The organism is Stenotrophomonas sp. 86428_Sma (assembly GCF_056481585.1).
Genome location: NZ_CM151156.1, coordinates 1,676,804 through 1,688,728, shown reverse-complemented (window position 1 = coordinate 1,688,728; position 11,925 = coordinate 1,676,804). Strand labels below are relative to the sequence as shown.

Annotated in this window: 16 protein-coding genes; 5 read left to right on the top strand and 11 right to left on the bottom strand. The window is 67.5% G+C overall.

The window, feature by feature from the left end; translation table 11 throughout:
* Positions 1-63: 63 nt before the first annotated feature.
* Both ACZK3J_RS07680 and grxD read right to left on the bottom strand, forming a co-directional pair.
* Positions 64-840: an SDR family NAD(P)-dependent oxidoreductase gene (locus ACZK3J_RS07680; RefSeq protein ID WP_049399918.1), complete on the bottom strand. Its 777-nt coding sequence runs from the start codon at positions 838-840 to the stop codon at positions 64-66.
* Positions 837-1,157 (bottom strand): Grx4 family monothiol glutaredoxin, encoded by a 321-nt coding sequence (gene grxD / locus ACZK3J_RS07675; protein ID WP_049463564.1) that lies wholly within the window; start codon positions 1,155-1,157, stop codon positions 837-839. The genes ACZK3J_RS07680 and grxD overlap by 4 nt, the downstream gene beginning before the upstream one ends.
* A 120-nt stretch (positions 1,158-1,277) precedes the next feature.
* Between grxD and ACZK3J_RS07670 the strand changes: the two genes are divergently transcribed.
* A complete protein-coding gene (locus ACZK3J_RS07670) occupies positions 1,278-1,856 on the top strand; it encodes a superoxide dismutase (RefSeq protein ID WP_032128886.1) in 579 nt (192 codons plus the stop codon).
* A 114-nt stretch (positions 1,857-1,970) separates the two neighbouring features.
* Here ACZK3J_RS07670 and ACZK3J_RS07665 read toward each other — a convergent pair whose 3' ends face one another.
* The 3 genes from ACZK3J_RS07665 to purE all read right to left on the bottom strand — a co-directional run bounded on the left by ACZK3J_RS07665 (position 1,971) and on the right by purE (position 4,073).
* The gene (locus ACZK3J_RS07665) at positions 1,971-2,312 is read right to left on the bottom strand and encodes a carboxymuconolactone decarboxylase family protein (RefSeq protein WP_004152082.1); all 342 of its coding nucleotides are present in this window, start codon (positions 2,310-2,312) and stop codon (positions 1,971-1,973) included.
* A gap of 112 nt (positions 2,313-2,424) precedes the next feature.
* Entirely contained in the window at positions 2,425-3,573 is a 1,149-nt protein-coding gene (locus ACZK3J_RS07660) for a 5-(carboxyamino)imidazole ribonucleotide synthase (RefSeq protein WP_032128885.1), read from the bottom strand.
* Positions 3,570-4,073 (bottom strand): 5-(carboxyamino)imidazole ribonucleotide mutase, encoded by a 504-nt coding sequence (gene purE / locus ACZK3J_RS07655; protein ID WP_005412808.1) that lies wholly within the window; start codon positions 4,071-4,073, stop codon positions 3,570-3,572. Before purE ends, ACZK3J_RS07660 begins: the two co-directional genes overlap by 4 nt.
* A 58-nt stretch (positions 4,074-4,131) precedes the next feature.
* Here purE and ACZK3J_RS07650 point away from each other — a divergent pair, with 58 nt between their 5' ends.
* The 4 genes from ACZK3J_RS07650 (at position 4,132) to ACZK3J_RS07635 (ending at position 6,744) form a co-directional block, all read left to right on the top strand.
* Entirely contained in the window at positions 4,132-4,401 is a 270-nt protein-coding gene (locus tag ACZK3J_RS07650) for a Trm112 family protein (protein WP_005408847.1), read from the top strand.
* Complete coding sequence (gene nadC / locus ACZK3J_RS07645) at positions 4,398-5,249, top strand: carboxylating nicotinate-nucleotide diphosphorylase (RefSeq protein ID WP_049463565.1); 852 nt, start codon at positions 4,398-4,400, stop codon at positions 5,247-5,249. The genes ACZK3J_RS07650 and nadC overlap by 4 nt, the downstream gene beginning before the upstream one ends.
* Before the next feature lie 75 nt (positions 5,250-5,324).
* Positions 5,325-6,326 carry a DUF2272 domain-containing protein gene (locus ACZK3J_RS07640; protein ID WP_134951966.1) on the top strand — a complete coding sequence of 334 codons (1,002 nt, stop codon included), beginning with the start codon at positions 5,325-5,327 and terminating at the stop codon, positions 6,324-6,326.
* A 67-nt stretch (positions 6,327-6,393) separates the two neighbouring features.
* Positions 6,394-6,744 (top strand): DUF3301 domain-containing protein, encoded by a 351-nt coding sequence (locus ACZK3J_RS07635; RefSeq protein ID WP_049423257.1) that lies wholly within the window; start codon positions 6,394-6,396, stop codon positions 6,742-6,744.
* Between the two features lie 85 nt (positions 6,745-6,829).
* On the opposite strand, the gene ACZK3J_RS07630 is transcribed toward ACZK3J_RS07635, so the two are convergent.
* The 6 genes from ACZK3J_RS07630 to ACZK3J_RS07605 form a co-directional block, all read right to left on the bottom strand.
* On the bottom strand, positions 6,830-7,282 hold the full coding sequence (locus ACZK3J_RS07630; RefSeq protein WP_019659028.1) for a ClpXP protease specificity-enhancing factor: 453 nt from the start codon (positions 7,280-7,282) through the stop codon (positions 6,830-6,832).
* 84 nt (positions 7,283-7,366) lie between these two features.
* Positions 7,367-8,002 (bottom strand): glutathione S-transferase N-terminal domain-containing protein, encoded by a 636-nt coding sequence (locus tag ACZK3J_RS07625; RefSeq protein ID WP_005408842.1) that lies wholly within the window; start codon positions 8,000-8,002, stop codon positions 7,367-7,369.
* A 134-nt stretch (positions 8,003-8,136) separates the two neighbouring features.
* Positions 8,137-8,886 carry a cytochrome c1 gene (locus ACZK3J_RS07620; protein ID WP_478476716.1) on the bottom strand — a complete coding sequence of 250 codons (750 nt, stop codon included), beginning with the start codon at positions 8,884-8,886 and terminating at the stop codon, positions 8,137-8,139.
* Complete coding sequence (locus ACZK3J_RS07615; RefSeq protein ID WP_032128877.1) at positions 8,879-10,138, bottom strand: cytochrome b; 1,260 nt, start codon at positions 10,136-10,138, stop codon at positions 8,879-8,881. The genes ACZK3J_RS07620 and ACZK3J_RS07615 overlap by 8 nt, the downstream gene beginning before the upstream one ends.
* Positions 10,138-10,758: a ubiquinol-cytochrome c reductase iron-sulfur subunit gene (petA, locus tag ACZK3J_RS07610; protein WP_010486121.1), complete on the bottom strand. Its 621-nt coding sequence runs from the start codon at positions 10,756-10,758 to the stop codon at positions 10,138-10,140. The genes ACZK3J_RS07615 and petA overlap by 1 nt, the downstream gene beginning before the upstream one ends.
* Before the next feature lie 200 nt (positions 10,759-10,958).
* The gene (locus tag ACZK3J_RS07605; RefSeq protein WP_180847477.1) at positions 10,959-11,885 is read right to left on the bottom strand and encodes a lytic transglycosylase domain-containing protein; all 927 of its coding nucleotides are present in this window, start codon (positions 11,883-11,885) and stop codon (positions 10,959-10,961) included.
* Positions 11,886-11,925: the final 40 nt, after the last annotated feature.

Below are 11,925 nucleotides of genomic sequence, written 5' to 3'. Positions count from 1 at the left end.
GACAAACGGCACCGGATCGCAACGCAATCGTGACGGGTTCTTCACTCCGCCTTTCCCCGGCGCTCACTCGGCCGGGGACGCCCCGCTGGCATCGAGAATCCGGCCGCGCCAGGTGGCGCCAGCACCGGACAACAGGGTCACGGCCGCAGCGGCGGCGGCCTCCGGGCCTTGGGCGGCCGGGTCCTGGTCGACGGAATACGCCCGGGCCCGCAGGGCTGTGCGCAGTGGGCCGGGGTACAGGCCACTGACCCGTACCGGGCTGCGGCCGAGTTCGTCGTGCAGGCTGGCGATCAGGCCACGCAGGCCATGCTGGGCCACACCGTAACCGCCCCAGTAAGCCTGCCCGACCCGGTCAGGGGCATCGACCGCAAACACCAGCGCCGCATCTTCGCGCTGCCGCAGCAGTGGCAGGCAGGCCTGGGCCAGCCAGGCCGGCGCGGTCAGGGTAACGTGCACCGCGCGGGCGAAACTGGCCGGGTCGGCCAGCTCGAACGGGGTCAGGCCCGGGAAGTGGGCGGCACAGACCAGCAGGCCGTCCAGCCGCCCCAGCTCGCGCTGCAGGGCCTGGGCCAGCTCGGCATAGTCATCGGGGCCGGCGCCTTCCAGGTCCAGCGGGTACAGCAGGGGTTCCGGGCCGACCGCCTGGACCTGGGCATAGACACGGTCCAGGCGGCGCGGCTTGCGGCCCAACAGGACCACGGTGGCACCGGCCGCTGCGGCCGCAACGGCCGCCGCACTGCCCAAGCCACCGCCGGCGCCTGCAACCAGCACCACACGATCCTGCAACGGGCGGCCATCGAGCGCCCCGTCGGTCGGTGACGTCGATGGCCAGGCACTCATCCCTGGGTCGCCTCTTCGACGATGCGCTTGAGCTCGCCGGCTTCGAACAGCTCCAGCACGATGTCGCAGCCACCGATCAACTCACCGTTGATGAACAGCTGCGGGAAGGTCGGCAGGTTGGAAAAGCGCGGCAGGTTGGCGCGGATCTCGGGCTCTTCCAGCACGTTGACGGTGCGCAGGGTGACCGCGCCGGCCGCCATCAATGCCTGTATGGCGCGGCTGGAGAAGCCGCACATCGGGTATTGCGGGGTGCCCTTCATGAACAGCACGAGCGGGTAACGATCGACCTCGGCCTGGATTTGCTGCATTACCGCCACAACCACACTCCTTGCTTCGCCGGACAAACCGACCGTGATGGTCGGCTAGACTGCCCACGGTAGCCGCCATTGTAAGCGGATGGAACCGGCTGCCGCCGCCCCCTGGCCACGAACCTGTCCATGCCTGTCGAATTGCCTGCCCTGCCCTACCTTTCCGGCTCCCTGCAGCCGCATCTGTCCGCACAGACCGTGGAACTGCATCACGGCCGCCACCATCGCGCCTACGTGGATGCCGTCAACGCCGGCATCCTCGGCACCGAGTGGGAGGAAGCGTCACTGGAAGAGATCGTCCGCCACGCCCAGGGCACGCTGTTCGATGCCGCCGCACAGGCCTGGAACCATGGCTTCTACTGGCAGTGCCTGCGCCCGCGCGGCGGCGGTGAGCCGCAGGGGCGGCTGGGCGAGCTGGTCAAGCGCCAGTTCGGCGACGTGCAGCGCCTGCGCGAGGAATTCAACCGCACCGCACTGGGCCTGTTCGGCTCGGGCTGGGTGTGGCTGGTGCAGCATCCGGGCGGGCAGCTGGGCCTGCAGGCCACCCGCAACGCCGGCACGCCATTGACCGGCGAAAGCACCCCGCTCCTGTGCTGCGACGTCTGGGAGCACGCTTACTACACCGACTACCAGAATGATCGCGCGCGCTATCTGGACGCGTTCTGGCAGATGGTCAACTGGGAATTCGCCGAAAGCCAGCTGCGCTGAGGCAGCGGCTCCGCCACGGGGTAGTGCCGGCCGCTGGCCGGCATCCCCATACGCGCACGAACATACCCGATCTGCCGGCCAGCGGCCGACACTACCGGGAAACAGTACGGAGCTTCACGCGCTCTCGTGCGCGGCCACCGCGTCCATCACCCGTGCCGAGTACACCAGCGCGGCGCCTGCATTGAGCGACACTGCCACGCCCAGCGCCTCGGCGATTTCCTCGCGGCTGGCGCCGTGCTTCAGCGCTGCATCCACATGCACGGTGATGCAGCCGTCGCAGCGGGTGGTCACTGCCACGGCCAGCGCGATCAGCTCGCGGGTCTTGGCATCCAGGTGGTTGGTCTGCGCGCCGGCATTGGCCAGGGTGGCATAGCCCTTGACCGTATCCGGCGAGAGCTTGCCGATCTCGCCGATGCGGCCCTTCAGTTCCTTGCGGTAGGCATTCCAGTCGAGCATGGTCGTGACTCCTGTGAAAGGAGCTCCACGCTACCACCGGGAATGTTGCGCCGATGCCTGCACCGGCGCGCCACATCGTTGCATTGCCGGCCAGCGGCCGGCGCTACCGGGTTCAGCGGTTGCGCAGCGCGTGTACCGCCGGCGCCACCTGGGCCTGGCGACCCAGCTCCAGACCCACCTGGTCCAGTGCATCGGCCAGTGCATCAGCAGCATCATCGCGCAGCGTGGCATGACCGACCTTGCGGCCCTCACGCGGCTCCTTGCCGTAGTCGTGCCAGTGGCCGCTGGCCTGGGCCAGCACCGGCGCCGGGTCCGGCATCGCGCCCAGCCAGTTCAGCATGCAGGCATGGCCGAGCATGCGGGTGCTGCCCAGCGGCAGGCCCAGCACAGCGCGCAGGTGATTCTCGAACTGCGAGGTCTCGCTGCCTTCGATGGTCCAGTGGCCGGAGTTGTGCACGCGCGGCGCCATCTCGTTGGCCAACAGCTCGCCATCGCGGCAGAACAGCTCCAGCGCGAACACGCCGACATACTGCAGGTGCTCGGCGACGCGACGGGCATAGCCGATCGCGGCCTCGTGCTCGGCGGCCGACAACACGGCCGGCGCCACGCTGGCCGACAGCACGCCGTCGACGTGCCAGTTGCCGGTGACCGGCCAGGCCTCGAAGCTGCCATCGCGGCCACGCACGGCAACCACGCTGACCTCCCGCTGGAAGGCCACGAAGCCTTCCAGGATCAGACCAGTACGCTCGACCTGCGCACCCAGCGCATCCCATGCGGCATCGATGTCGGCCTCGCTGCGCAGGCGGAACTGCCCCTTGCCGTCGTAACCGAGGCGGCGGGTCTTGAGGATGCACGGCAGACCGAACTCGGCAGCCTTCGCGGCCAACTCGTCACGGCTGCGGATGTCAGCGAAGGCCGGCAGCGGAATGCCCAGCTGCTGGAACAGGGTCTTCTCGCTCAACCGGTCCTGGGCCACGGCCAGTGCGGCCGGCGGCGGGTAGACCGGCACGCGGTCGGCCAGGAACTGCGCGCTGTCGGCCGGCACGTTCTCGAAATCGAACGTGACCACGTCGACCTTGGCCGCGAAATCCGCCAGCGCCTGGCGGTCATCGAAGGCACCGACGGTGAGCGGCGCCAGCGGGCCGCTGCAGGCGTCGGCTGCGGGGTCGTACAGTTCGAAGCGCAATCCCAGCGGCGCACCGGCCAGTACCATCATGCGGGCGAGCTGGCCGCCACCCAGGATGCCTACGGTCAGGCTCATTGGCGCGGATCGTCGTGGGCCATCACGTCTTCGGTCTGGCGTGCGCGGAACGCGTCGAGCGCCTGGCCGATCGCCGGCTGGTCACTGGCCAGCATTGCGGCGGCGAACAGCGCGGCGTTGGAGGCGCCGGCATTGCCGATGGCGAAGGTGGCGACCGGGATGCCGGCTGGCATCTGCACGATCGACAGCAGCGAATCCATGCCGTTGAGGGCCTTGGACTGCACCGGCACGCCCAGCACCGGAACGGCGGTCTTGGCGGCGATCATGCCCGGCAGGTGCGCGGCCCCGCCGGCACCGGCGATGATCGCGCGCAGGCCACGCGGGCCCGCCTGCTCGGCGTAACTGAACAACACATCCGGCGTCCGATGCGCGGACACTACCTTCACTTCGAACGGAACACCCAGAGCTTCAAGCTTCTGGGCGGCGTGCTGCATGGTTTCCCAGTCGGAACGGGAACCCATGACGATGCCGACAAGCGGCGCGATCGGGTTGGGGGTCATTGGCCGTCACCTGCCTTAAAGACGTATTCTAGCCATCTTCCACGCAAGACGAAGAACCATGGATCGCAAGCTGCTCGACCTGCTGGTGTCACCGGACACCCGCCAGCCCCTGTCCCTGCTGGATGGCAAGGGCCTGGAAGCCCTCAACAAGGCCATTTCCGCCGGCGCGGTGAACAAGGCCGATGGCAACCCGCTGGCGCAGCCGCTGCGCGAAGCGCTGGTCACCCGCGACCGCAAGCAGGTGTTCCGCGTTGACGACGGCATCCCGGTGCTGCTGGCCGAGGAAGCCATCCCGACCGCCCAGATCGCCGACTTCCCGGCCGCATGAGCGCGCTGCCGACGCCGGATGCGGCCGTTGTCGCCGCCGATGTCGCGCGTGCGCTGGCCGAGGACCTGGGCAGCGGCGACGTCACCGCCGCCCTGCTGCCCGACCAGGCCGACAGCGCCTACCTGCTGTGCAAGCAGGACGGGGTGATCGCCGGCCGCCCCTGGTTCGACGCCACCCACCGCGCACTCGATCCGGACGTGCGCATCGAATGGCATGTCTCCGAGGGCGACACGGTCACCGCCGGCACCGTACTGGCGCTGCTGCACGGGCGCAGCCGCAGCCTGGTGAGCGCCGAGCGCACTTCGCTGAACTTCCTGCAGACGCTGTCCGGCACCGCCACGACCACCGCGCGCTACGTGGCGGCCGTGGCCGGCACCGGCACGCGCATCCTCGACACCCGCAAGACCCTGCCCGGCCTGCGCCTGGCACAGAAGTACGCGGTGCGCTGCGGCGGTGGAGAGAACCATCGTTTCGGCCTGTACGACACGGTGATGCTGAAGGAAAACCACATCCGCGCTGCCGGTTCACTGGCCGCAGCCGTGGCTGCCGCACGCCGGCAATGGCCTGGGTTGCCGCTGGTGGTCGAGGTCGAGGATCTTGCGCAGCTGCGCCAGGCGCTGGAGGCTGGTTGCGAACGCATCCTGCTGGATGACTTCAGCCCCGACCTGCGCCGCGAGGCGGTGCGCATCACGGCGGGCCGCATCCCGCTGGAAGTCTCCGGCAGCGTCGGACTGGGTGGCCTGCGTTCGATCGCCGAGGACGGCGTGGACTGCATTTCCATTGGCGGCCTGACCAAGCACGTGCAGGCGATTGATCTGTCGCTGAAGCTGGGCCCGCCGCCGGGCTGAGGCCTGACCCGGTTCTCACACCCGGCGTTCACGACAGCGCTGCGACGCTGCGGTCATCCCCCACAGGAGCCGCGCATGCGCCGGATGCTCTTGCCTGCCTGCCTGCTGCTGGCCGCAGCCCCCTTGTCCGCAGCGGCCGCCGAAGCCTGCGATGTGCCGCCCCGCTTCGGCCTGAGCCCGTTGGCGGTGGCCATCCGCAATACCGCCTGCAACGAGCACCGGCTGTGGTTCCGGCCCTTCATTGATCGCGATGGCCGCGCCGCCAGCCTCAGTGTCACCGAGGCCGAAAGCGATCACTTGGCCGACAACGGCCTGATCGCCTGGCAGCGCGTGGCCGGCTACTGGCGCAACAGCGGCACGCTCAACGCAATGGGCAGCATCGCCGGCGCCAGCAGCTGCCTGGCACCGCTGGGCACGCGCTACACCGACAGCGACTGCCGCGCCTTCCTGGTCGACAACCCTTGGTCGGCCGCGTTCATTTCCTGGGTGATGGTGCAGTCCGGCGTTCCCGGCTTCAACACCTCGCCACGCCACATCGACTACATCCGTGCCGCGTACCAGGCCGGCCCCTCGGGCGTGCCGTACCGGTTGGTCGATCCCGCGACCGCAAAGCCCGCACCGGGCGACCTGCTGTGCTTCCTGCGCGACCGCAGCACCACGCTCAGCTACAGCGGGCTGGTGCAGGCACTGGGCAATGGCTCGGTGGGCCACTGGAAATCACATTGCGAAGTGGTGGTAGCGGCCAATCTTGGCGGCGACCAGACCCTGTACCTGGTCGGCGGCAACGTGATGAACACCGTGGCGATGCGGCTGCTGCAGCTGGACCGCACCGGGCTGATCAAGCTGCCGCCCGCGCGCGAACGCAACAGCACCGGCATCGACCCCAGCTGCACGCCGGGCCGCGAGGACGAATGCAGCTTCAACCGCCAGGACTGGGCAGCACTGCTGCAGTTGACCGCCACATCACCGCTGGTGATGCCCTCGCCCACTGCGACGCCGATGCAGCCCGCCCCGACACCGCAACCGGTCATCGTGCCCGCGCAACCGGTATCCAGCGAACCGCAGCCGCGGCGGTGAATCCAGCGCTTGATCCAGCGCACGTTCGCCGCCATCTTTGCGGAACCGACCTCTGACGGCTGACGCCATGCCCACCCTGCTGCTGTTGCTGATTGCCGGCGGAATCATCTACTTCTTCTGGAACGCTGCGCGTTCGGCCGCCGAGCGCGCGGTCGAGCTGGGACGCAATGCCTGCCGCGCAGCCGACGTGCAATGGCTGGACCAGGCAGTGCATGCCACCGGCCTGCGCCTGTCGCGCGGCGAGGATGGCCGGCTCGGTTTCGAGCGCACGTTCAAGTTCGAGTATTCCTACGATGGCATCGATCGCCACGTGGGCCGCATGGTGCTGCGCGGCGACCAGTTGATCTCGTTCACTGGCCCGGGCGCGGCGCGGATCAGCCAGATCCGGCCGGATGCGGAGGATGCCGAGGATGTCTAAGGGCTTTGAGCGCCGACCAACGGTCGGCACCCACCGGTAAATCCTGTAAAGGAAAACGCCGCCCATCGGGGCGGCGTCAGAGGGATTACTTGACCACGCGCAGGTTCGGGCGACCCTTGGGCGGCGGACTGGCCGGCGGGGTATCGTCCGGCGGCGTGCCTTCCTCGTGCAGCAGTTCGTCGCTGGTCGGCGCGGTTTCGCTGCCCGGAATGTCATCCGGCAGTGCCATGCCCTGCCCGGTCTCGCGGGCATAGACGGCCAGCACGGCACTGATCGGCACCTGCACCGGGTAGCTGGTGCCGGAGAAGCGCGCCGAGAAGCTCACCATCTCGTTGTCGATCATCAGCCGCACGACAGCGCGTTCGGCGATGTTGAGCACAACCCGGCCATCCTTGACCGCCGAAGGCGGGACCTGCACGCCGGGGACGCCGGCGTCGACCAGGATGTGCGGGGTCAGCTGGTTGTCGTTGATCCATTCCACCAGCGCCCGCAGCAGGTACGGGCGGTGGCTGGTCATGTGGAAGAAGTCTTCGGTCATGCGTGAAGTGTACGCGCCCGGCGCCCCGCCGGGGCGGATCGCCTGCACGCCGGTCGGCGTGCAGACGGGTAATGCGGGGCCGGATCAGACCGGCAGATCGCGCAGTTTCTTTTCCTGATCGGTCAGGCTGCGGACGAAACCGGGATGGCGGAAGATGCGGTTGCCGTAGTCTTCAATCGCCTTGCCGTCCTTCGGCAGCGGCACATCCAGCGACTGCAGGCGCCAGATGATCGGCGCCATCGCGCAGTCGGCCAGGCTCATTTCCGGGTTGAGGAAGAACTTGCTGGCCTTGAACAGCGGCAGCGAGGCCGTCAGCAGTTCTTTCAGGCGCTTGCGCCCGGCCTCGGCCTGGGTCTTGTTGCCCAGCTGGATGGCCTGCACCTGCGGCACCCAGTCGTGCTCGATGCGCAGCATGGCCAGGCGGATACGCGCACGCGAGAGCGGATCGACCGGCATCAGCGGCGGATGCGGGTAGCGTTCGTCCAGGTATTCGCTGACCACCGACGCGGCGTACAGCACCAGCTCGCGCTCGACCAGGGTCGGAACCGAGTGGTACGGATTGAGATCGATCAGGTCTTCAGGCGGGTTCTGCGGATCGACCGGAACGAAGTCGAAGGTGACCCCCTTGGCCGCCAGCACCAGGCGTACCCGGTGGCACAGTACGTCGTCGTTCGAGGAAAACAGCGTCAGTGTATTGCGCATGCGTACGCTCGCCGCCATCAAAGGCTCTCCCACGACAGGAGACCGCCTGCCGCATCGGCGCCGCCGGCACCGTGCCAGCGGTCGACTCCTCCCCGAGTGTGCAACCGACCATCACAAAAGCCAATAGGCCCGTGCGATGGCCGGCGGCAGAATCAGTGAACGTCCTTCCAGTATTCCTTCTTCAGCAGGTACAGCAGGAAGGTCAACAGGGCCAGGAACAGGATCACCCAGACGCCCAGCTGCTGGCGCTTGAGCGCGGACGGTTCGCCGGCGTATTCGAGGAAGTTGGTGATGTCCCGCACGGCCTGGTCGTACTGGCCGGCATCCACCGAACCGGGCGTTTCGATGCGCAGGCCGGTCACCGGCGGGTCCATGCCGGGGGCCTCGGGCTTGCCATGCACGGCATGCTGCAGGCCCTGCATCTCCCACAACGGGTTGGGCATGGAGGCATTGGCGAACAACGCGTTGTTCCAGCCCAGTGGCCGGCTGCTGTCCAGGTAGAACGACTTGAGGTAGGTGTAGACCCAGTCACTGCCGCGCACACGCGCGATCAGGCTGAGGTCCGGCGGCATCTTGCCGAACCACTTCTCGGCGTTCTCCTTGGGCATCGCCACCGGAATCGGGTCACCGATCGCCGAGCCGGTGAAGTTGAGGTTGTTCATCACCTCTTCCTCGGTCAGGCCCAGGTCCTGCGCCATCCGCGAATAGCGCAGGTACTTCAGCGCATGGCAGCCGGAGCAGTAGTTCATGTACAGCTGCGCGCCGCGCTGCAGCGAGGCGCGGTCACCGAGATCGTTGCCGGCCTGCAGCAGCTTGGTGCCGCCCTCGGCGGCGGAGGCCAGGAAACTGCCCAGCATCAGGGCGGCCGTCAGGGCCAGCCGGACCATCCAGCGTTCAGTCATGGGTGGTCACCCTCTCCGGTACCGGCTTGGTCCTGTCCAACCTTGTCCATAGCGGCATGGTGATGAAGAACGCGAAGTACAGGAAGGTCAGCACCCGCCCGATGTAGGTCTCGTGCACGTCGGTGCCGGGGCCGGAACCGATCACGCCCAGCCAGACGAAGCACACCGCCAGTACGCCCAGCATCACCTTCGAGATCCAGCCGCGGTAGCGCACCGATTTCACCTTCGCCTTGTCCAGCCACGGCACCAGGAACAGGATCGCGATGGCCGAGAACATCACCAGCACGCCGCCCAGCTTGTTCGGCACCACGCGCAACATCGCGTAGTACGGCGTGTAGTACCAGACCGGCTTGATGTGCTCCGGGGTCACCAGGCGGTTGGCCTCGGTGAAGTTGTCGTGCTCCAGGAACAGGCCGCCGAAACCGGGCGCGAAGAAGATGATGAAGGCGGCGATGATCAGCAGGAAGCCGGCGCCGACACCGTCCTTGAGCGTGTAGTACGGGTGGAACGGGATGCCGTCGGCCGGCGCGTTCGGCGACCAGCGGTTGCCCTTCGGCCCCTTCTTGATCTCCACGCCATCGGGATTGTTCGAACCCACTTCGTGCAGCGCGCCCAGATGCAGCACCACCAGCAGCAACAGCACCAGCGGCAATGCGATGACATGCAGCGCGAAGAAGCGGTTGAGCGTGGCGTCACTGGGCAGGTAGTCGCCCATGATCCACTCGGTCAGGCCGTTGCCGATCACCGGTATGGCGCCGAACAGCGAGATGATCACCTTGGCGCCCCAGAACGACATCTGGCCCCACGGCAGCACGTAGCCCATGAACGCTTCGGCCATCAGTACCAGGTAGATCAGCATGCCCAGGATCCACACCAGCTCGCGCGGCTTCTGGTAACTGCCGTACAGCAGGCCGCGGAACATGTGCAGGTAGACCACGATGAAGAACAGCGAGGCCCCGGTGGAGTGCATGTAGCGGATCAGCCAGCCCCACTCCACATCACGCATGATGTATTCGATGGAACCGAACGCCTCGGCGGCGTTGGTCTTGTAGTGCATCGTCAGGAAGATGCCGGTGACGATCTGGTTGACCAGCACCAGCAGCGCCAGCGAACCGAAGTAGTACCAGATGTTGAAGTTCTTCGGCGCGTAGTACTCGCTGACGTGCTTGCGGTACACCGGCATCAGGCCCGGTGCCCGGGCATTGACCCAGTCGGCCACGCCGCTGGCGGTACGGCTGAGGATATTGGCCATCAGGCAGCCCCCTGCGGATCGACACCGATGATGATGGTGTTGTCGTCCTGGTAGTGGTGCGCGGGCACCTTCAGGTTGATCGGCGCCGGCACGTCCTTGAAGACGCGGCCGGACATATCGAAGCGCGACTTGTGGCAGGGGCAGAAGTAGCCGCCCTTCCACTGCGGGTCGTAGGGTTCAGGCCGGATCTCGGCGACCATTTCCGGCGAGCAGCCCAGGTGCGTGCACAGCCCGACCAGCACGGAGATGTCCGGCTTGATCGAGCGCAGCTCGGGGTTCTGCTTCAGCACGTACTCCGGCTGCTGGTCCTTCTCGCCGGACTCGGGGTCCTTGAGACGGCCATCCAGCCCGTGCAGCGCATCGAGGATCGCCTTGGACCGCTTGACGATCCAGATCGGCTGGCCACGCCATTCCACGATCAGGCGTTGGCCTTCCTGCAGGGCGCTGATGTCGGCCACCACCGGTGCGCCGGCAAGCTTGGCGCGGGCACTGGGGTTCCAGGATTTGATGAAAGGAACTGCGGTGAATCCGACGCCGACGGCGCCCACCACGGCTGTGGTGGCAGAAAGAAAACGCCGACGTCCGGTGTTGACTGGATCGTGTACCCCATCGTTGGCCATCCGGCACTCCGATATTGATTAGGTAGCTTTAAGGCTGCCAGCGGATCCGGTGGGGGCCAGAGCCGCATTGAATCACGGTCGAGTGTAGCGGAACCGTCGCGCGCCACACAACGCATTGCAACAACATTGATTGCGGGGTTGCCGGCCAGCGGCCGGTCGGTACCGGCCATTGCCCAGGGGTTGCCGGCCAGCGGCCGGCACTACTGGTGCGTCAATGCGCTGCGGTAACGCTCGGCCAGCTGCCCGACCCGGCGCACGTAGTACTGGGTTTCGCTGTAGGGCGGTACGCCACCATGACGGTCGACCGCGCCTTCGCCGGCGTTGTAGCCCGCCGCCGCCAGAGTCAGATCGCCATTGAAGCGCTTCAACAACCACGCAAGATACTGCACGCCGCCACGGATGTTCTGCCCGGCATCGTAGGAATCACTGACCCCGAAGCGGGCAGCGGTCGGCGGCATCAGCTGCATCAGGCCCTGCGCACCGGCACGGCTGAGCGCGGTCGGGTTGTAGGCCGACTCGGCGTGGATGATCGCGCGCACCACAGCCTCTTCCACGCCGAACTCGCGCGCGGCCGAGGTGATCTCGGCCTGGAAGGCCGAGGTGTTCAGGCGCACGGTGCCGAAGTCCACGCGTGGATTGACCCCGCACGCGTAGCAGCGCTCCATGAAACTGTAGCGGATGGTCCGGACCGGGCCGAGGTTGGCCACCTGGGTCGGGCGCGCACTGGTGTAGTGGCGCACGCCGTCCTTCATGAAGGAATAGACCTGGCCGCTGACCATGCGTCCGGCGCGCGGGGCGACCGGCTGTGCTGGAGCAGCTGCGGGCGCGGATGCAGGTGTCGGCGCGGCCGCTGCCGGCGTTGCGGCGCTCGCGGCAACGGCCACCGGATTGCGTTCAATGCTGGCCACCGCGGTCGGCGTCGGCCTTGGCGCGGCCACCACCGGGCGCGGCGCCGGACGGGTGTCGCGGCTGTAGCTGATGGTGCTGCAGCGCGCACCGGCCACCCGCTTGCTCACATAACTGGTGACGCCGTCAGGGCCCTGGCACTTGTACAGGGTTCCGGCGCTGGCCGGCGCAGCGGTCAGCGCAGCGATGATGATCGCCGTTGTCCCCAGTATCCCCTTCATGGCGGCGAGTGTCCCAGCTTCGCCGGGGCTTGCCAAGCGA